This is a genomic window from Microtetraspora sp. AC03309, from assembly GCF_020826795.1.
Taxonomy (GTDB): domain Bacteria; phylum Actinomycetota; class Actinomycetes; order Streptosporangiales; family Streptosporangiaceae; genus Microtetraspora; species Microtetraspora glauca.
The window spans coordinates 64,744-83,988 of sequence record NZ_JADDIL010000039.1; the positions used below are offsets into that span (position 1 = coordinate 64,744).

The 19,245-nt window shown below is 70.5% G+C and carries 15 protein-coding genes; 8 read left to right on the plus strand and 7 right to left on the minus strand.

The genetic code is table 11. The annotated features are described in order from the left end of the window. Positions 1 to 42: 42 nt before the first annotated feature. The 4 genes from IMZ11_RS23195 (at position 43) to IMZ11_RS23210 (ending at position 5,300) form a co-directional block, all read left to right on the plus strand. Positions 43 to 1,173, plus strand: a complete 1,131-nt coding sequence (locus tag IMZ11_RS23195) for an extracellular solute-binding protein (RefSeq protein WP_228644455.1) — start codon at positions 43 to 45, stop codon at positions 1,171 to 1,173. A gap of 71 nt (positions 1,174 to 1,244) precedes the next feature. Then, entirely contained in the window at positions 1,245 to 2,183 is a 939-nt protein-coding gene (locus IMZ11_RS23200) for a carbohydrate ABC transporter permease (RefSeq protein WP_228644456.1), read from the plus strand. Next, positions 2,183 to 3,142, plus strand: coding sequence for a carbohydrate ABC transporter permease (locus IMZ11_RS23205; RefSeq protein WP_228644457.1), 960 nt, complete (start codon positions 2,183 to 2,185; stop codon positions 3,140 to 3,142). Before IMZ11_RS23200 ends, IMZ11_RS23205 begins: the two co-directional genes overlap by 1 nt. Positions 3,143 to 3,335: 193 nt before the next feature. Next, complete coding sequence (locus IMZ11_RS23210) at positions 3,336 to 5,300, plus strand: cellulase family glycosylhydrolase (RefSeq protein ID WP_228644458.1); 1,965 nt, start codon at positions 3,336 to 3,338, stop codon at positions 5,298 to 5,300. 156 nt (positions 5,301 to 5,456) lie between these two features. On the opposite strand, the gene IMZ11_RS23215 is transcribed toward IMZ11_RS23210, so the two are convergent. Then, positions 5,457 to 5,762, minus strand: a complete 306-nt coding sequence (locus tag IMZ11_RS23215) for a hypothetical protein (protein WP_228644459.1) — start codon at positions 5,760 to 5,762, stop codon at positions 5,457 to 5,459. Positions 5,763 to 5,996: 234 nt separating this feature from the next. Here IMZ11_RS23215 and IMZ11_RS23220 point away from each other — a divergent pair, with 234 nt between their 5' ends. The 3 genes from IMZ11_RS23220 to IMZ11_RS23230 are packed head-to-tail and all read left to right on the plus strand — an operon-like array spanning position 5,997 to position 8,006. Next, entirely contained in the window at positions 5,997 to 7,346 is a 1,350-nt protein-coding gene (locus IMZ11_RS23220) for a M14 family zinc carboxypeptidase (protein WP_228644460.1), read from the plus strand. Then, positions 7,343 to 7,504 (plus strand): hypothetical protein, encoded by a 162-nt coding sequence (locus IMZ11_RS23225; RefSeq protein ID WP_228644461.1) that lies wholly within the window; start codon positions 7,343 to 7,345, stop codon positions 7,502 to 7,504. The genes IMZ11_RS23220 and IMZ11_RS23225 overlap by 4 nt, the downstream gene beginning before the upstream one ends. A 46-nt stretch (positions 7,505 to 7,550) precedes the next feature. Then, a complete protein-coding gene (locus IMZ11_RS23230; RefSeq protein ID WP_228644462.1) occupies positions 7,551 to 8,006 on the plus strand; it encodes a hypothetical protein in 456 nt (151 codons plus the stop codon). A 165-nt stretch (positions 8,007 to 8,171) separates the two neighbouring features. Here IMZ11_RS23230 and IMZ11_RS23235 read toward each other — a convergent pair whose 3' ends face one another. The 6 genes from IMZ11_RS23235 to IMZ11_RS23260 form a co-directional block, all read right to left on the minus strand. Beyond that, positions 8,172 to 9,233 carry a radical SAM protein gene (locus IMZ11_RS23235; protein ID WP_228644463.1) on the minus strand — a complete coding sequence of 354 codons (1,062 nt, stop codon included), beginning with the start codon at positions 9,231 to 9,233 and terminating at the stop codon, positions 8,172 to 8,174. A 116-nt stretch (positions 9,234 to 9,349) separates the two neighbouring features. After that, complete coding sequence (locus IMZ11_RS23240) at positions 9,350 to 11,194, minus strand: ABC transporter ATP-binding protein (protein ID WP_228644464.1); 1,845 nt, start codon at positions 11,192 to 11,194, stop codon at positions 9,350 to 9,352. 350 nt (positions 11,195 to 11,544) lie between these two features. Then, positions 11,545 to 14,106 (minus strand): class III lanthionine synthetase LanKC, encoded by a 2,562-nt coding sequence (gene lanKC / locus IMZ11_RS23245; protein ID WP_228644465.1) that lies wholly within the window; start codon positions 14,104 to 14,106, stop codon positions 11,545 to 11,547. A 66-nt stretch (positions 14,107 to 14,172) separates the two neighbouring features. Next, positions 14,173 to 15,864: a cytochrome P450 gene (locus tag IMZ11_RS23250; RefSeq protein ID WP_228644466.1), complete on the minus strand. Its 1,692-nt coding sequence runs from the start codon at positions 15,862 to 15,864 to the stop codon at positions 14,173 to 14,175. 264 nt (positions 15,865 to 16,128) lie between these two features. Next, the gene (locus IMZ11_RS23255) at positions 16,129 to 16,950 is read right to left on the minus strand and encodes a DUF4037 domain-containing protein (RefSeq protein WP_228644467.1); all 822 of its coding nucleotides are present in this window, start codon (positions 16,948 to 16,950) and stop codon (positions 16,129 to 16,131) included. 183 nt (positions 16,951 to 17,133) lie between these two features. Further along, a complete protein-coding gene (locus tag IMZ11_RS23260) occupies positions 17,134 to 18,615 on the minus strand; it encodes an FAD-dependent monooxygenase (protein WP_305075896.1) in 1,482 nt (493 codons plus the stop codon). Positions 18,616 to 18,720: 105 nt separating this feature from the next. On the opposite strand from IMZ11_RS23260, the gene IMZ11_RS23265 reads away from it, so the two are divergent. Then, positions 18,721 to 19,095 (plus strand): helix-turn-helix domain-containing protein, encoded by a 375-nt coding sequence (locus tag IMZ11_RS23265; protein ID WP_228644468.1) that lies wholly within the window; start codon positions 18,721 to 18,723, stop codon positions 19,093 to 19,095. Positions 19,096 to 19,245: the final 150 nt, after the last annotated feature.

Here is a 19,245-nt window from a genome sequence, read left to right on the forward strand (position 1 = left end):
AAGCAGGCTCCGGACGCAGGACCGGCCACGCTCACGTTTTGGATGACCGGTTCAGAAGACGAGGCCCTGGCTGTGCAGAAGGCCGCGGACCTCTACACGCGGAGCCACCCCGATGTGAAGATCAAGGTCTCGGCACTGAGCTGGGACGACGGTCACGCCAAGGTCCTCGCGGCGGCCACGAGCAAGACCGGGCCCGACATCGTCTCCGGAGGCCTGTCGTGGGGCATCGAGTTCGGCGCCCTCGGCGGCATGGTCGACCTGCGTGAGCAGGGCGTTCCCGACGCGATCCAGAGCAAGACCCAGCAGGGCGTGTGGGAGTCGATCACCTCGCGTGACGGAGCGGTCTACGGCACGCCGCTCGACATGACGGTCTACCTGACCTACTACCGCAAGGACCTGCTGGAGAAGTCCGGCATCGAGCCGCCCAAGACCTGGGACGAGCTCACCGCCGCCCTGGGCAAGCTCGAGGCGGACGGCGTCAAGGTGCCGTACTCGATGGACTGGGGCAACGTCGACTGGCTGCAGTACTTCAACTTCCTGCGCCAGGCAGGGGGCACGCTCTACACGCCGGACTGCGAACCCGCGCTGAACAGCGACGCGGGCGTCACCGCCCTCAACTTCTGGGCCGACCTGTACAGGAAGCACAAGGCGCCGACCCAGACCGCCGAGGCACCGGCCGCACTGGCCAACGGCGTCGCGATGGTGTCCGGCGGCAGCTGGCAGATCAAGGCCATCGACACCGCTCAGCCAAAGATGAAGGGCAAGTGGGCCACCGCGCCGCTGCCGGCGGGACCCGGCGGAGCCGGCGCCTTCATCGGCGGCCGGATCGTCGGCGTCATGTCCTACAGCAAGCACGCCGCGCAGGCCGCCGACTTCATCACGTCCCTCTACACCCCCGAGGCGGTGAAGGCCATCACCGATGCCGCCGCGACGCGCGGGGTTCTATGGATCTCACCCCTGACGGACAACATCGGCAACCTGCCCGCCACGTCCGACCAGATCGAGGCGATCAAGGCCGCCTTCGCCAGCGGGTACGGGCCGCCCAACTGCTCCGGCTGGGAGACCAGCCAGGCCGAGGTGACCAAGAAGCTGCAGGAGGTCATCTACGGCAAGTCCGACGCCAAGACCGCTCTGGACGCCGCCGCCAAGATCATGGAGCAGAACGCCGGCTGATCGCGTGCTCCCGCTCCTCCGCCGGCCGTGCTCTCACGCGCGGCCGGCCTCAACCACCGAAAGGGGACACGATGGCCACCGCTGCCGTCGATCACCGCATGGGGCCCCACGCCGGTACCGGGGCCCGGCGCGTGCGACGATCCATGACGTCCTACGTGATGCTTCTGCCGTTCCTGGCACTGTTCGCGGGCTTCCTGATCTGGCCCCTGCTCAACTCCCTCTACCTGAGCCTCACCACGTTCAATGGAGTCAAGCCGCCTGAGTTCGTCGGTCTGGCCAACTTCCTGCGTCTGTTCCAGGACGAGCGCTTCCTGCACGCGCTGTCCAACACCCTGGTCTATGTGCTCACGGCCGTGGTGCTCACCACCGCGTTCGCGCTGGTGCTGGCTCTCGCGTTCCGGGGGCAGGGCTGGGGTGACCGCATCATGCGGACGGTCTTCTTCCTTCCCTCGGTGACGTCCACGATCGCCTTGTTCCTGATGTGGCGCTGGATCTTCGCCGCGGAGGACTATGGCCTGGCCAACACGGTGATCGGCTGGCTCGGCGGCGACCCGGTGGCCTGGCTGGCGACCCCCTCACTGACCATCCCCATCATGGTGCTGATGGCCGCCTGGTCCGGCATGGGCTACGCCATGGTCATCTTCGTCGCCGGCATCAACACCATCCCCGAGGAGTACTACGAGGCGGCGAAGCTCGATGGAGCGACCACCTGGCAGCAGTTCACCGGCGTCACTCTGCCGCTGCTGCGCCCGGTCACCACCTACGTCGTCGTCACCACGATGATCTCCGCCTTCCAGGTATTCGAGGCGGTCTACATCGTCTTCCGTCAGGTCAGCAACGTCGGCGGAGTGCTCGACTCCGGGCTCATGATCGTGCCCTACCTCTACGACATGGGCTTCACCAAGTTCCAGCTCGGCTACGCCTCCGCGATCGCCTGGGCCCTCTTTCTGATCATTTTCGCCATCAGCCTGGTGCAGCTGCGCATCGGCCGTACCACGAGGGAGCTGTGATGCCCGTCGCCGTCCAACCGCGGGCGCCCCGTACGGCACCGTCCGCGCAGGGCGGCGCCCACAGCCGCCCGCGGCCGACCGGCTCCCGCGCACGGTGGGCGAAGGCGCCCCTCTACCTGCTCGCGATCACCATGATCGTCCCGTTCTACTGGATGGCGATCACGGCCTTCAAGCCGGTCTCGGAGATCACGCGCAACCCCCCGTCGTTCATCCCGCAGAGCCCGACGACCGTCGGCTTCAGCGACCCTGAATGGAACCCCACGGCTGACAATCCCGGACATGTCGCCGGCCTATTCCAGCGCTTCACCGAGGTCGATCTCGGCTTCTGGCGCTTCGCGATCAACAGTGTGGTCGTCGCCACGGCGATCACCCTGCTCGCCCTGCTCACCGCCTCCCTGGCCGCCTACGTCATCACCAAGCACGCCGTCAGGGGCCGAAAAGTGATCTTCCTGATGATCCTCGGCTCGATGATGATTCCCTGGCAGGCCACGCTGGTCCCCAACTACCTGGTGGTACGCAACCTCGGCTGGACCGACAGCTACCTCGGCTACATCGTCCCGGCGATACCCAAGGCGTTCGTCGTCTTCTTCCTCGTGCAGTACCTACAGTCGATTCCGAACGACCTCATCGAGGCGGCCAGGATCGACGGCGCCGGGGAATGGCGCATCTGGTGGCAGGTCGTCATGCCGTTGCTACGGCCTGCGCTCGCCGCCATGTCGATCTTCGTGATGCTCAACGAATGGAACAACTTCCTCTGGCCGTTGATCATCGTGGAGAGCGACCAGATGGCCAATCTGCCCGTGGCGCTGGCTCGGCTCAACTCCGCCTTCACCGGAGCCCAGCACATGGGAGTGATCATGGCCGCGTCGCTGCTCGCCTCGCTGCCGACGGTCGTCTTCTTCCTGCTGTTCCAGAAGCACTTCACTCGCGGCATCGCCATGTCCGGCCTCAAGGGCTGACCTCACCGGCCGCCATCCTCACCGAACCGGATCACCTGGGTAGGCCGCACCGACTGGGGCCGGCAGGCGGAGGCGACCGACTCGCGCGGCGCCGCCGCCCCGGTCCCGCTCCAGGAAGTGTCCGCCGGACCCGACCGAGGCCCCGGACGCCGTGAGGCGCCCGACACCCCCCAACCACTCCGAGGAGCACCGTATGAGACGAACACGGGCGGCCGTCATGGCCGTCGCACTGGTCGCCGGGCTGGTCGCCGCTGCCCCCACGGCGGCCGCCACGACCGGGAACACCGGATTCGTCACCCGCCAGAGCGACCGTCTCGTCCTGGCCGGCAAGCCCTTCCGGTTCGCCGGGACGAACAACTACTACCTGATGTACGCGTCCACGGCGATGGTCGACGACGTCTTCGCCCGGGCCAAGGCCGCCGACCTTTCGGTGATCCGCACCTGGGGTTCCCTCGACATCGGTAATCAGGACGGATCGCACTCGATCCACCACAAGGAGAACGGCGTCTACTTCCAGTACTGGAACGGGACGAAGCCCGTCTACAACGACGGCGCCGACGGCCTGGAACACCTGGACTACGTGCTGTGGAAGGCCCGCCAGACCGGCGTCAAACTGCTCATCCCGTTCGTCAACAACTGGAGCGCCTTCGGCGGCGTGGACCAGTACGTCCGCTGGGCGGGCGGCGACCACCACGACGATTTCTACACCGACCCCGTGATCAAGGGCTGGTACAAGGACTGGATCAGCCATCTGCTCAACCGGGTCAACCCGCTGACCGGCATCGCCTACAAGGACGACCCGACGGTCATGGCCTGGGAACTGGCCAACGAGCCGCGCTGCAAGGGCTCGGGCAACTACCCGACCTCGCCCTCCTGTGCCACCTCCACCCTCACGGCATGGGCCGACGAGATGTCGCGGCACGTGAAGTCCGTGGACTCCAGACACCTGGTGAGCGTCGGCGACGAGGGCTTCTACTGCCACCCCGACGGGTCCGACTTCACGGAGGACTGCTCGGAGGGGGTCGACACCGTCGCCCTGGCCAGGCTGCCCGCGATCGACCTGTTGTCCCTGCACCTGTACCCCGACCACTGGAGCAAGGACGCCGCCTGGGGCACCACCTGGCTCAGACGGCACCTGGCCGATGGCCGCAGGATCGGCAAGCCCGTGGTGCTCGGCGAGTTCGGGCTCCAGGACAAGACGACCCGCAACCCCGTCTACAGGCGGTGGCTTGACACCTTCGTCCTCGGCGGCGGCGCCGGGTTCACCTACTGGATGATCGCCGGAGCGCGGGACGACGGCATGCTCTACCCCGACTATGACGGCTTCACCGTCTATTGCCCGAGCCCGGTATGTCGGACCGTGACCAACGCCTCGGCCGTGATGCGCGGACGCCTGCCCCTCTTCCCGCCCGTGGCCGACGACGACGCCGCCGTCACCCCGTACGGTGCGGCCGTCACCGTCGACGTGACGACCAACGACACCGCCTACGGCGCCAGGGTCGTGCCCGACAGCATCGACCTCGCCCCGGCGACCGCGGGACGCCAGGCCGACCTGACCGTCCCCGGCGGCACCTTCACCACGTCCTCGGGCACGGTGACCTTCACCCCCGCCGCCGGCTTCAACGGCCGGGCAACCGCGACCTACACCGTGCGCGACTCCTGGCGCCGGATCTCCGACCAGGCCGAGATCGCCGTGGTCGTCAGACCGGACCCGAGCGCCGCGATCACGCTGTTCTCCTTCGAGGACGGCGTGCAGGGCTGGGCGGCGGGAAGCTGGCAGACCGACGCCGGGACCGTGGCCGAGTCCGACGAGTACGCCGGGGACGGCACGCACAGCCTCCGCGTGGATGCGACCGGCGGCGGCTGGTTCGGCGCCGCGCTCACCGAACCGGTCGACCTGTCCACGAAGAGCACCCTGAAGCTGGATCTCACGTCCGGGGCGGCGGGCACCTCCACCAGCGTCGCCTTCCAGACCGGACCCGGCCACACCTGGTGCCAGTCCGCCTGGGGATACCAGAACCCCGGCACGACCGCCACGGTGAAGATCGACCTGATCTCCGGGCTGTCCTGCACGAGCGAGGACCTGAAGGACGTGCGCGGCGTCTTCGCCTGGTTCAGCCCAGGGACCTTCCATCTCGACCGCGTACGCGCCGAATGACCACAGTCGCGGGCGCCGCGCGATGCGGCGCCCGCACCGGGCACGGAGCCCCCGTGCGTCTGCTCGACAACCCTGTCAAGAACTACGTCCGGGGATCGCGGACGGACGCATGCCGTTCACCGCGCCGGCCGGTAACTGCATGGCGACGCCTGGCGGTCACTCCTGTGCCGAGAGGGCGCCTCGGCCGGCGAGGCCGGGGGTCTCCTCCTGGCCGAAGGCGATCACGATGTACCTGCCGTTGGCATAGCTGACCACAGGCCGCTGGAGCGTCTCACCCACCCGGCGGGCGACCGCCTGGAACAACTCCACCATCTCCGGCGTGTCGGCGCTCACCCTGAACCGTCCGTTGGCGACGAGCTGCTGGGCGACGACGGAGGAGAAGTTCGCCTCGGCCCGGACCTTCTCCTCCGCGCTCAGAGGGGTCCGCCGGAGTGCGGGTTGTGCGCCGAGGGGATGGGTCATCCCTGATCTCCTTAGGATCGCCAGGCCGGGCCTCCCAGCATGCCATTCGCGCCTCCCGCGCTGGAACCTCCGACCTGCGCGGTCGGACGGGCAGGTTCCCGGCCGGCGGTACGCCGATCTGGATGTCGACGCACGCCACGAGACCGTCTCCCTCGACGGCGCCCCGATCCGCGTCGATGATCACGACCGTCCCGGCCACGATGCCCGGCAGGGCCGGTCCGGCAGACTGTGCGGGTGCTGGATCCCACGCTTTCAGGCGAACTCGACACCGTTCCCCGTTACGACCGCTTCGCCACCGTCGACGAGGTCCACGAGAGCCTCACCGCTCTGGCGGCCGCCCATCCCGGGACCGCCACGCTCCGCCGCATGGGCACCTCTCGGCTCGGCGAGCCGATGCTCTGCCTCACCGTGGGCGAGGGCCGGAACCACGCGATCGTCGCGGCCGGACCGCACCCCAACGAGCCCATCGGCGGCCTGACCGTCGTCCATCTGGCCGGCCGCCTGTGCGCGGACCCGGACCTGCGCGGGTCGTACACATGGCACATCGTGGGCTGCCTCGACCCCGACGGCACCCGGCTCAACGAGGGCTGGTTCGCCGGGCCGTACACGAAGGCGCACTACGGCAGGCACTTCTACCGGCCCGCGGGCGCCGAACAGGTCGAGTGGACCTTCCCGTTCTCCTACAAGCGGGCGTACTTCGACCGGGTCATGCCCGAGACGCTCGCGCTGATGCGGCTGATCGACACGACCCGGCCGGCCTTCATGACCACCCTGCACAACAGCGAACTGGGCGGCGTCTTCTACTACCTCTCACGGCCGGAGCCCGCGCTGCAGGCCGTGCTGACCGCGCTCCCCGGCCGCTACGGGTTGCCCCTGCACGCGGGCGAGCCCGAGCACCCGGCGATCACCCGGATCGGAGAGGCCGTCTTCCTCAGCCCCCGGATGGAGGATGTCTACGACTACACGGAGGCGCTCGGCCAGGACCCGACTCCCCTCATCACGGGGGCCGCGAGCGACTCCCACGCGGCGCGGTACGGCACGCTCTGCATGATCGCCGAAATGCCGTACTGGATCGACCCGACGGCGGGCGACACCACGCCGACGGCCCACGTCTACGCCGACCTCGTCCGGGCGCAGGCCGCCGACCTCCGCTCCGCGCACGTCGTGCTCGACGAGGCGCTGAACGGCGTGGCCGGCGACGTGGTGAGCGGGTCGCCCTTCCTGCGCGCGAGCCGGCACTTCATCCCCCTGCTCGCCGAGATGGCGACGGCGGGAGAGCAGCGGGCCGGCGCCCCCGAGAACGCCCGTCAGGCGACCACCGCCGAGTTGTCGTCGCGCCGGGGCCTCGTGCACAGCTACCGGCTGCGCTTCGGCGGCATGCTGCTGCGGGCGCTCGAAGGCGAGGTCGCGATCGGGAACGGCACGCCCTCCATCCGGCGGCACCTGAGCGCCCTGTCCGAGACGTACGACGAGTGGTGCGCCGACGCCGAGGCCGGCACTCCCAGCCAGACCATCCCGATCGAGCACCTCGTGGCGCTGCAGTACGGCGCCGTCCTCGCGGGGGCCGCGCACGCCGCCAGATGACCGGCGGCACCACCGAGATCGAGACCGAGGTCACCGACCTGCACGCCATGGCCGACATCCTGCGCCGCGTCGGCCTGCGCGAGGTCCGCTACCAGGAGAATCATCGCGAGGAGTGGCGCCTGGACATCCGCGGCGAGCGGTCCGGCCTCCGGAGATGATCAAGTGGTAGGAGGACGTGCACGCGTCTGTGCGAGCATCGTGGCCATGAGCGATGAGTGGAGACCACGGTCCTGGCGCATGCCCGACGGTGGAACCCTGGTCGAAGGGCCGGCGTTCCCCCTGCGCCCCGCCGGCCCGGACCTCCGCGGTTCCGAAGGCGAGTCCCTGACCGAGGAGCGCACCTACTACCGGCTGGACCCCGAGGGGAGGCTGGAGAGGAGCTTCGAGGCGACGGACTGGTCGCTGGAGTACGAGCAGGGCGTCCAGACCTACCACGTCGAGGGGAGCGCGCTGCTCCGTCTCTACGCCACCCACGACTGCTACTCCGACGAACGCGTGCACCGCGCCGATGTCGAGCGGGAGGGCCTGGTGCCCCTCCCACCCGAGGAGGCCCCCTCTGCCGGGCAGGTCCGCGTCCTCGCGGCAGAGAACCGGGAACGGATGCGGGCCGAGGGGCTGCGGACGAGGCATCCGGACTGGCCGGACGGAGGATGCCGTTAGGCGGTGCGCCGGACCAGGGGTCCAGCCGGGATACGGCCGGAAGCGGTCACAAGTGAATCATGGTCGCTGGTGGCGACCGTGGAGACGCCCGTCAGGAACCGCCGCCGGGAGATGCCGGTCCTGTGGGAAACCGAGCCGCCCGGCCGGGCGCGCCGGTCGCCGACGTCACCGGGCGGGCCGGGCGTCGGGACCGGCGGGGTCGAACTCCGGTCGGCGATCGATACGCGCGCGGTCGGCCTCGGACCCGAAGTGGTAGTCGATCTTCCGGGTGGCCTCCGCCCACTCCCGCATCGTCCGCACGGGCGCCAGCGTGCCGGCCACGAACGGATCGTGCCAGCGTTCGACGGCACGCCGCCACAGCTCCGCCGGGGAGTCCATCAGCACGTTGCCGACCGTCCCCTCGTAGGCCGCCATCGCCCGCACGGCTCCGTCCGGCTCGATCTGCAGCACGGGGAAGAAGCTCCCGTTGCGGATACGGTCGGGGTGCATCTGCAGCGCCAGGTTGTCCGTCGCGCTCACCTGCACGGACGGCGGGGCCAGGGAGCGCAGGCGCGCGCCGTACTCACCGCTTCCCAGCAGCGCGACCTGATCGTCGGAGAGCAGTTCGTGCTCCGCGAATCCGGCACGGCTGGCGAGCCCCTCCGGCACCACCGCCCCGAACGAGATGGACCCCAGCTCGGGGAACCTGGGTGCGATGGCGGTACAGAAGTCCTCGACCTGGTGGAGGTTGCTGCGGACCACGACGCAGTCGATCCCGAAGGAGAGGCGTTCCCTCCCGTCCAGTCGCCGCTCCCGGGCCGCCTCGTCCAGGAGTTCCAACGCCCGGACCGCCCGGTCGAACGATCCGCGCCGGCCGCGGATCCGGTCATGCACCTCCGGCGTGGCGCCGTCGAGACTCACGCTCACGCTGGAGAAGGCCCGCGCGATGTCATCGATCATTTCGGGGCGCAGTGACCAGCCGCTCGTGAAGAGCGCGACCCTCGTCCCGGCGGCGGTCATCCGCTCGGCGACCTCGACGATGCCACGCACCAGAAGGGGCTCCCCGCCGGCGATGGAGACGCCGTACGGTTCCATCGCGATGATGGCGTCGGTGACACGGAGCATCTCCTGGTGGTCCAGCTGGCGGGTCGGACGGCGCCCGGACTCCGAGTAGCAGTGGGAGCACCGGAGCGGGCAGGCGTAGGTGACATCCCAGATGATCTCGAGCGGACGGTCGGGTATTTCCATGGCTGCGCTCCTCACGCGGGACGGGCCGGACCGGCCCTGGGTACGGGAGAACTCTCGGCGGTCTCCCCGGCGCACCGCGGGCCGCGCTCTCCTGGCGCGGGGACGCCCCCGGTCCGTCAGGAAGTGACGGCGAGGAACTGGGTGGCGGCGAGTTCGGCGTAGAGCGGGTCCGAGGCGACCAACTCGGCGTGGGTGCCGATGGCCTGGACCGTGCCCCCGTCTATGACCACGATCCGGTCGGCGAGCGCGACCGTGGACAGCCGGTGCGCCACGACCAGCACCGTCGTCGTCCGCGCGGCCTCGGCCACGGTGTCCCGCAGTGCCGCCTCGTTGACGGCGTCGAGTTGCGAGGTGGCCTCGTCCAGCAGCAGCAGACGGGGGCGGCGCAGGAGCGCACGGGCGATGGCCACGCGCTGGCGCTCGCCTCCGGAGAGCTTGGTGCCGCGGTGGCCGACCAGGGTGTCCACACCCTGGGGCAGCCGCCCCACCAGGTCGTCGAGACGGGCGATGCGCAGGACGCGCCGCAGGTCGCCGTCGGTGGTGTCGGGGGCGCCGAGCACGAGATTGTCGCGGAGGGAGCCCGACAGGACGGGGGCGTCCTGCTCGACATACCCGATCGCCGACCGCAACCGCGGGATGTCCCAGGTGCCGAGATCCCGGCCGTCGAGGAGGATGCTCCCCGAGGTCGGGTCGTAGAACCGCTCGATGAGCGAGAAGAGGGTGGTCTTGCCCGCACCGGAGGGTCCGACGAAGGCGGTCATGCCCCGCGGCGGAACGGTGAAGGTCACCCCGCGGTGCACGAGCGGAAGCTCGGCCGTGTAGCGGAAGTGCACGTCGCGGAACTCCAGCCCGGCGGGCGTGGTTCCCGGCGCGGGCAGCGTCGCGGGCGGTGCCGCGGGTTCGGCAGGGAGCCGCTCGGCCTCCTGGATCCGGGCGACCGCCGCGGCCCCGATCTGGTACTGGCCGGCCGCGCCGACGAGTTGCTGGAGAGGCGGCACCAGGTAGTACAGGTACATCAGGAACGCGATCAGCGTTCCCACGCCGATCACCCCGGAGGTCACCCGGGCACCGCCCACGGCGAGGACGGTGAAGAAGGCGACCTGGAGGGCGAGTTCGGCGGTGTGCCCCGCGAGCGCCATCCACTTGGCGGCGCGCACGCTGGCCCGCCACGAATCCTCGGCGGCCTGGTGGACGGCCGCTTCCTCACGGTGCTCGGCGCCGGACGCCTTCACGGTGCGCAGCGCTCCGAGCGTCCGCTCCAGGACCGAGCTCATCAGCCCCACCGCCTTCTGGACGTCCTTGCTCGCCCGGCTGAGGCGCGGCATGGCCACGCGGACGACCGTACCGGCCAGGACCAGCACGCCGAGCGCGACCGCCAGCAGCACCGGGTCGAGCACGGCCATCATCGCCACGGTCGCCAGTACGGTGAGGCTTCCGGTGACCACGCCGACGAGCGAGTCGGTGGTGACCTGGCGGAGCAGGGTGGTGTCGGAGGTGACCCGGGACATCAGGTCGCCGGGTTCGGTCTGGTCGACGGCGGACATCCGCAACCGCAGCAGGTGAGAAACCAGGCGGCGGCGGGCGGTGAGCACGATCGTCTCGCCGGTACGGCGCAGCACGTACTCCCCCAGCGGCCCGACCCCGGCGGTCACCACGACGAGGACGCCCATCAGTGCCAGCGCTCCGGTCAGGGGCCGGTCGGCGCCGAGGTCGTCGAGCAGTCCTTTGGCCGCGAGCGGGAGTGCCAGCCCGACCGCCCCGGCGGCCAGGTTCAGCAGCCCGCCGAGAGCCAGCTGACGCCAGGACGGACGCATGTAGCGCAGCAGCACCCGCCAGGTGGGCGCCGGGTCGGCCGCTTCCTGGAGTCCCGCACCGCCCGCGGTGGGCCGGTCCGGTCCGGAGACGCGAGGCTCGGCTGCCACCACCGCCGGGGCGTCGAACTCGTCGCGCTGCGTGTCCATGGATTCCTCGCAAGCATGTCTGGGGCCGGGGGGATCGCGGGGACTCCGGTCCTCCTCTGCGGTACGGCCCTGGCCGGCGTGTGGGCACGCCGGCCAGGGCCGGCTGGTGCCGGGGACCGTCACCGGTCCCCGGCGGTGCGTCGTCAGATGCAGATGTAGCAGGCGGTGCCGTTGTACGACGTGACCATGCTGGAGCAGGGGTGCGCCTTGCTCTCGGCGGTGTTCAGCGTCTGGAGCTGGAGAATCTGGGCCATGGCCATTTCGGTACTTCCCTTCTGTTGGCTCGCCCGCGGGGACCCGCGAGTCGAGATCTTTCCGCTCGCCCGCGGGGATCCGCGGGTCGAGGTCTGTCAGCTCGCCCGCGGGGTCCGCAGGTCGAGAGCCGGGATGATCGACGCGCTCTGGCCGAACGCGACGCCGAGGGCGACGAGAACCCCGGCGGAACCCGTCTCCAGGTCCATGGACAGCCGCATGAGCTGGTTGCCCGGGAAGGCCAGGTGGCCCTGGTAGGAGAGGGCGTGCCAGGAGAGCCGGCGTACGTGCTCGTGGATCACGGACCGGTCCTCCGGCAGACCCAGGAGATGGAGGGTCGCGATGGTGCCCGCCCGCCCCATGAGCAGGGCCGGGTGCCGGGTGAACACCGCCCGGCAGGCACGACGGACACCCTCGATGACGTCCGCGAAACCCGGCTCGGCACGCCGGCTGAGGTACTGGGAAAGGACCAGTGCCAAACCGCCGCTGCCGCCGCCGAGATAGGCCAGGTAGCGGTTGCTCTCCAGCAGGCAGAAGCCGCCGTCCGGCAGCACCTGACCTCGGGCGATCTCGCGCTGCAGCGCCAGCTTGGCCAGGTCGAGATAACGCTCCTCCCCGGTGCCGTCGTGCAGTGCGAGGAAGTAGGAGGCGACCCCGGTCAGTCCGTGCTGCAGGCCGACCCTTCCCTCCAGGGGGAACATCGCCGATCCGCTGTCGCCGAGTTCCGCGGCCAGCCTCTCGCCGATGTCCAGGGCTTCGGTGCGCAGTTCCTCGTCTCCGGTGATCCCGAAGAAGTGCAGGAGGTTGACGCCCACTCCGGCCAGTCCGCCGTGCACTCCGGGCACTTCGAGGCCGTCGTGGAGCTTCCTGGCCCGGTCGAGCACGTCGAGGGCGTCGTCCCGGCGCCCGAGCGACTCCAGCGTCGCCGCCACGCCGTGCAGACCGTTCAGGAGGCCGGGGCGCGGGTCGGCGGCCCGGCGGGTGGCCTCGACGAGCCAGTCCACGTACTCGGGCGGCACCTCGGCGCCGGCCTGCCGCAGCGCCCAGAGCACTCCCGCCGCGCCGTTGGCGACCGTGAACCCGCCGGTCACGAACTGCTGAGGGTCGCCCGGGAAGAGCCGGTCCCCGCGGTCGGGTGTCGCGCTCGCGTTGATCCCCGCCACGATCGAGTCGCGCACGGCCGGCCAGTCGAACTCCTCGCCGGTGAACATCCGGGCGGGCACGTCCTCGCCGAGTGGCCCCCTGACCTTGTCGAACTGCCGGACCAGGCGCTTTCCGAACCCCGGCGGCAACGGGAAGTGCTCGGTGATGACGTCGGTGAGGCTGGCGAGCTTGACCGGGTCCCGCTCCTGCAGCGGGCTGATCGGGAGGAACATCCACTGCCGCAGGCAGTTGAGGACGTAGTTGTCGGCGTCACGGCCGGAAAGTTCGTGCGGAGCGGCGAACCCCGCCGCGGCGAGACCCGGGGGCCGGGTGTCCGTCAGGTCCGACGAGATCTCGAAGTCGATCAGTACGACGCGCCCGTCCGGGCGGACGATGATGTTCTCGGGGTGCAGGTCGGCCAGGCGCACCCCTCTCGCGTGGACGGACATGAGCGCGTGGTCGATCTTGGCCAGGACGTCGGTCGCCCACTCGGTGTACGCGGCCAGCGACTCGGCGCTCGGGGCGGGGCTGGTCAGCGGATAGCGCTCGAACACCTCGTCCAGCAGGGTCTTGCCCTCGATGTACTCCTCGACCAGGAAGTGGTGCTCCCAGATCACCCGGTGGTCGAGCAGGCGGGGCACACAGTCGAGGCCGCTCAGCCGCTCCAGCATGTCGCGCTCGTGCGCCAGCCGGGCGACCGCGTCGGTGCCGCCCGCGTCCAGTCCCGCGTGCGGCCTGGCTTCGAGCAGCACGACGTATCCGCCGGACGCCCCGTCCCGGGCGAGGTAGACCCCGCCGCCGTTGGAGAAGTGCAGCGCCCTCTCGATCTGGTAGGGGAACTCCCCCTCCTCACCCGCGTCGCGCTTCTCGACCGAGGCCCGCAGCACCTCGGGGATGGTGACCCATTCCGGCACGGTGAAGGCGGGGGTCCGCTGGTCCGGCACCAGCCGCCCGTCGGGCGTCCGGATCGCGTACCCCAGGCTGCCGTCCGACTTCGTGTAGGTGATCGGCTGGAACCCGCCGTACCGCACGTAGACCGGCGACTTCTCGTACCGGAGGTCGCTGAGGATGTAGGGGCCGGTGAAGTCGCGCAGGAGGTCGGCCAGCGCCGGCAGTACCTCGCTCAGCTGCTCCTCGTCGACCGGGTACAGCGTGAGCAGCTTGCCGCTGCTTCCCCGGTCGGCGTACTTGTTGTTGAGCAGCCGCACCGCCATCTTGCTCCTGAGGAACTTCACGGCGATGTTCCGGCTGACGCAGAAGTCCACCACGAGATCGCAGACGGTGCCGGCGTCGGCGTCGGTCGACGAGACGTGGATCTTCCAGCCCTGTTCCGGAAGCGTGACGTCGGGCGGGAGCATCACGACCCACAGCTCGCTCTCGCCGATCCGCCACCCGCTCGGGAGAGGCCGGCGCGCCGTGGGGAACCGGTTGTCGTCGTCCGGTATGCGCCACACCGGCTCGAAGAACAGCCGATCGGCCTGGCAGTAGGCCACCAGCTGGGGAAGTGTCTCTTTCATCTGCTCGGACTCCTGGATGCTGAGGGCGTGAAGGGGATCGTGCGGGCGCGGTGGTGTTTCCCGGCGTCACGCACCGGCCGGGGACGACCGGAGACGGTCCGGTTCGAGGACGACCGGCAACCCGAGGAGGTAGCGCACGCTGCTCTGGCGGTAGTGCAGACTCCCGGAGTCGCGGGCGAGCTCCATGTCCGGGAAGCGCCGTACGAGCGTGCCGAGCGCGATCTGCAGTTGGGCCCTGGCCAGTTCCGCCCCCAGGCAGTGGTGGTGTCCGTGACCGAAGGCCAGGTGCGGGTTGTCCTTCCGCCCGATATCGAGCATGTCCGGGTCGGTGAAGAACGACGGGTCCCGGTTGGCGGCGACGAGCGACGCGACGAGGAGGTCCCCCTCCGGGAGCCGTTCGCCTCCGGTCTCGATCGGAGCCGCCACGTGGCGGGCGATGCTGACGGGGAAGGGAGTGATGATCCGGAGCAGTTCCTCGACCGCGGTGGGGACCAGCGCGGGATCGGCCACGAGCCGCTCCCACCGGTCGCGCCGCCGCAGCAGGGCCGCGACACTGCTCGCCAGCATGGTGGTGGGTGCTCGGTGCCCGTTCACCATCAGGAACCTCGCGGCGGAGACGAGGTCCTCCTCGGACAGCCGGTCCCCCTCGGCTTCGACGATCCAGCCGAGCAGGTCGTCCGAGGGACGATCCCTCCTGGCCGCGATCAGGGCGCGCAGGTAGTCGTCGATGTCGCCGTGCGCCTTGGGCGGCGGGGAGGCCAGCCGTTCCACGATCCACTCGTACAGGTAGCCACGGTCCTTCTCCGGCACACCGAACAGCTCGCACAGGACGACGACAGGAACGGGGTAGGCGAACGCGTGCAGGAGGTCGATCACCTCGTGGGAGGGAACCGTGTCCAGCAGCGCGTCGACCTCGCGCTGGATGCGTGGGCGCAGCGCCTCCACCCGTACGGGCGTGAGGTGCCGCTCGACCAGCCGGCGCAGACGGGCGTGCTCCCGCCGGCTGATCGTGATCAGGTCCAGTTCACCCCGGTGCGCGAGAGCGGGATCGTCCGACTGGAGCCGGAAGCCCGCCGTGATCTCCACCTCCCCGACCAGCCGAGGGTCGGCGAGGAGCGTGGTGGTCGCCTCATGTCCGGTCACGAGCCACGACGCCGCCACGCTCGCCGCGTTGATCCGGTGGACCGACCCCATCTCCCGCAACTGCCCGACCGCGTCGGGGTCGTTGAGGCGCATGGGGGTGAGCGCCTGGAGCCGCGCCGGAGGCGGCGCCGGGGCGCCCGTCCGCCGGTCCGGCCCGGCCAGAAGGGCATCGGTCGCGGAGACCACCTCCCGTGGGTCCGCGGTGGAGAGAAGCAGTACCGGGCAGGGCGGATCCGCGACGTCGTCTCCGGGCGCCGGGTCGTCACCGCGCGGTTCACCGGCGACGACCACCGCGATCACCCGCTCCGGATGGCGGTCCGCGACCTCCGCCGCCGCCGCACCGGCCGCACCGCGGCCGAGCAGCACGGCACGGTCCGGGCTCTCCGGCGCCGCCAGGAAGTCCGTGATCTCCTCTATGCAGGTGCTAAGATCATCGCTCGAGATCCCGGCCACCCACACCTGCCAGCCCCGGCCGGTGAACTCGTCCACCAGGTCCCCGTCCGCCGTCTCCGGACCGAGAACCACCACCCGGTCGACGGCGTCGCGGTCCGGTCCGCTCTCCCCCGAGGAGGGCGCGGGCGGCGTCCCGATCTCACCGCTGGAAACCTCTGCCATCTCGTCCCCTCTGATATCGAGATAGCCGAAAACACCCCGTTCGGCCTGCTCGATCACGATTTCCTGGGACGCTTGGGACGGACTTGCAAGCAATGGCGAGCAACTTGTAGATCACTAGTAAAGGATCATAATCAATGGCCTGACCTGACCTTCTCTGCGTGAAAGACAGAACCGCGCCCGGGTCGCGCGGACATTTCCCCGCCCACACGGAAACGCACCGTCAGCGTCCGTGACGGTCAGTGATCCGATCCGGTCGCCGATCCTTCATCCTGGCCGGCGGTACGTCGCGGGGAGTGCGGCGCGGGTTTCGTCGACCAGGGCCCGCGCCCCGGCCACCGCCGCCGCCAGCGACTCCGCCGTACCGCCGAGTGCTCCCAGCAGGCCGCGAGCGCGCCGGCCGAAGCCTTCCGGAGCGCCGGGCAGCGCCTCCGCGACGGCCAGCGCGCCCTTCTCGTTGAGGCACCATCGCCGGTTCGCCGCGAAAAGCGCCTGCACCAGTACGCCGAAGGCCCGCGACAGGCACAACGAGACATAGAGCGTGTCCGCGCGCGCCGCGCCCTTGGCCGCGATGCCGACCAGGAACGTCGCCTCCCAGGCCCCCGCCACCAGCGCCTCCCGCAGCGGCTCGGGATAGGTCGCGGCCCGGCGCCGCAGGCGATCCAGCTCGCCGGACGGATCGGCCAGAACCTGGCCGAGGGCCACCTCGCCCACGTAACAGGGCGACCAGAACCCGAGCGGATGACCTGCCTGGACGCCCACCTCATATCGGCCGTCGCGACAGTCCGCCCAGACCTGCTCCACCCGGTCCAGATCCCGCAGGATCCAGTCCACCGCCACGCCATCGACCCTCAGCCACGCGCCGCCGTTCACCCACGGTCCCCAGCCGCCCGGCCCGGCCACCTCGACCTCCGGTCCGGCCAGTGCCCGCAACGCGCCCAGATCGATGTCGCCCCGGTAGTAGACGCCGAGATCCCAATCCGATTCCGGCCGGTGCTCTCCACGCGCCCGGCTGCCGCCGAGCATCACCCCCGTCACCCCCGGCACCTCGACCAGGCGGTGGGCCATGTCCTCGATAGTCGCTCGCATCGGGTGAGTCTGGCACCCCGCCGACGTGCCGGACCAGCCGTTTTGCGCCTCCTGCGGCCGGCAGGCGGGACTCGCCGCTCCCCCGCCTCGTGATCTGGCATCACAGGACCTCGCTGTCGGGATCCATCCGATTGACGGCGAGGGCCGGCGGACGCGGCCGGGCACCGGAATCGCGGCGGGCGTCTACAGCGCGGGCGCGCCCGCCCACAGCGCCAGGGCGTCGGCGAGACCGGAGACGTCGGCGGCGGAACCGGCCCAGCAGACATAACCGTCGGGCCGTACCAGCACCGCGTCCGCACCGAACTCGCCCTTCACGTGCACCCGGCCGATCCGGGCCGACCACGGCTCGGCGGCCTCGGCGAACGCGGCCTCGTCGGCGGTGGTAAGGAGCAGGCCGCGGCCGTCGCGCAGCAGCCGCGCCACACGGTCGGGCCCGGACGGCGTCACCAGGTCGAGATCGGGGAAGTGGCGCCCCAGCAGCGGGTGGGGACGGCCGGGCAGGTCGTAGCGGATGTCCAGCCCTGAGATCATCCCGGCGACGATCCGGTTGGCCTCCGGCACCCGCACGAGTTCCTCGACGATGTCGCGCAGGGCCAGGTTCTCCTCGTCGTGGACGAGCAGGACGGCCTGGGCGCGGGTGTTGGCGAGGACGCGCGCGGCGACCGGATGCCGTTCGGCGTGGTAGGTGTCGAGCAGCCGCTCGTGTGCCCACCCGCCGATCTCCGCGGCGAGCTTCCACCCCAGGTTGAACGCGTCCTGCAGGCCGAGGTTGAGCCCCTGCCCGCCCGCGGGCGAGTGGATGTGCGCGGCGTCTCCGGCGAGCAGGATCCGCCCGTGGCGGTACCGCTCGATCTGCCGCGAGGCGTCGGTGAACCGGGAGGCCCATCGGATGCCCGTGAGCTGAACCCCCGGACCGAACTCGTTGTGCAGGGCCCGCTGCACCTCCTCCTCGGTGATCGGGGTGTCGCGGGAGAGCCCCTGCTGCTCGGCCCCGTAGAACAGGAACCGGTGGACGCCGTCACCGATGGGAGCGATGTAGCCCTTGCCGGTCTTGTTCGGCGTCATGACGGGCAGGGTCCAGGTCTCCGGCACGGCGCCGTCCGGGTCGGAGATCGTGATGTCGGCGACCACCGAGGACAGCTTCCCGTCCAGGCCAGGAAAGCCGATGCCCAGCAGCTCGCGTACGGTGCTGCGCCCGCCGTCGCAGCCCACCAGGAAACGGGCCGTGAGCCGTGACTCGCCCCCGGGCCCGAGCAGAGTCGCCTCGACCCCGTCGGCATCCTGCGACAGCGCAGTCACCTCGTGCCCGCGCAGGACCTGCACGCCCAACTCGCCGAGCCGTTCCTCGAGCAGCGCCTCGACGCGCCCTTGGGGGATGCCGATCGAGTACGGGTGCCGGGTGTCCCAGGCGGTGTAGTCCAGCCGAAGCCCGGCGAAGTGCCCGCCGGCCAACCGCTGGATCGCCCGGTCCATGAGGGGCTCCAGGAGGCCTCGCAGTTCGAGCGCCTCCGCGGAGCGGGGCTGGATGCCGAGAGCCTTGGACTGCCCGCTGCGCCGCGTCAGCCGTTCGACGACCACGGCGCGCACTCCGGCGAGACCCAGCTCGGCGGCGAGCATGAGCCCGGTCGGCCCGGCTCCGACGACGATCACATCGATGTTCATCATGGATGCTCCGTTCGGCAGGGGCCGGCGATGAGGTCGCCGGCCGCTGCGCAGACGGTAGATCGGGGGGTGCCGGTTTCCGCAACGATATGTGCCTACGATGGACCGGTGACCCGGCCCCTGGATCCCGACATGTTCGCGGGATGCGCCCCTGGCAGGCCGCCGATCCAGATCGGCGGCAAATGGACCGTGAAGATCATCATTTGTCTCGCCGACGGCCCCCGGCGCTTCTCGGAGCTCCTGGTGCCGCTGCGCCGCATCACGCCGAAGACGCTGGCCGCGTCACTGCGCTCGATGGAGCGTGACGGCCTGGTCTCCCGCACCGCGTACGCCGAGAACCCGCCCCGCGTGGAGTACGCGCTCACCTCCCTCGGCCGCACGCTGTTCGACCCCCTGGCCGCCGCCTCCACGTGGACCAGCGCGCACCTGCCCGACGTGCTCGCCGCACGCGCGGCCCACGACGCCGGCGCCGCGCTCTCCTGACCCCTGTACCGCGCGCCAGAACTCGCGCGTACGACGTGGACCGCGGGGCACTAGGGCGCGTATCTAGTGGCCCGTCACGCAACCTTGGCCGGGTAACTCGTCCAGCTTCTGATCGGTGAGCTGGCGGCAAAGTTGGTCTTGGGCTGTGCT

Bases quoted from the DNA above. Each gene is read 5' to 3' on its own strand.
- IMZ11_RS23195 (WP_228644455.1), top strand. From the start codon at position 43: ATGACCGGTTCAGAAGACGAGGCCCTGGCTGTGCAGAAGGCCGCGGAC.
- IMZ11_RS23200 (WP_228644456.1), top strand. From the start codon at position 1,245: ATGGCCACCGCTGCCGTCGATCACCGCATGGGGCCCCACGCCGGTACC.
- IMZ11_RS23205 (WP_228644457.1), top strand. From the start codon at position 2,183: ATGCCCGTCGCCGTCCAACCGCGGGCGCCCCGTACGGCACCGTCCGCG.
- IMZ11_RS23210 (WP_228644458.1), top strand. From the start codon at position 3,336: ATGAGACGAACACGGGCGGCCGTCATGGCCGTCGCACTGGTCGCCGGG.
- IMZ11_RS23215 (WP_228644459.1), bottom strand. From the start codon at position 5,762: ATGACCCATCCCCTCGGCGCACAACCCGCACTCCGGCGGACCCCTCTG.
- IMZ11_RS23225 (WP_228644461.1), top strand. From the start codon at position 7,343: ATGACCGGCGGCACCACCGAGATCGAGACCGAGGTCACCGACCTGCAC.
- IMZ11_RS23230 (WP_228644462.1), top strand. From the start codon at position 7,551: ATGAGCGATGAGTGGAGACCACGGTCCTGGCGCATGCCCGACGGTGGA.
- IMZ11_RS23235 (WP_228644463.1), bottom strand. From the start codon at position 9,233: ATGGAAATACCCGACCGTCCGCTCGAGATCATCTGGGATGTCACCTAC.
- IMZ11_RS23240 (WP_228644464.1), bottom strand. From the start codon at position 11,194: ATGGACACGCAGCGCGACGAGTTCGACGCCCCGGCGGTGGTGGCAGCC.
- lanKC (WP_228644465.1), bottom strand. From the start codon at position 14,106: ATGAAAGAGACACTTCCCCAGCTGGTGGCCTACTGCCAGGCCGATCGG.
- IMZ11_RS23250 (WP_228644466.1), bottom strand. From the start codon at position 15,864: ATGGCAGAGGTTTCCAGCGGTGAGATCGGGACGCCGCCCGCGCCCTCC.
- IMZ11_RS23255 (WP_228644467.1), bottom strand. From the start codon at position 16,950: ATGCGAGCGACTATCGAGGACATGGCCCACCGCCTGGTCGAGGTGCCG.
- IMZ11_RS23260 (WP_305075896.1), bottom strand. From the start codon at position 18,615: ATGATGAACATCGATGTGATCGTCGTCGGAGCCGGGCCGACCGGGCTC.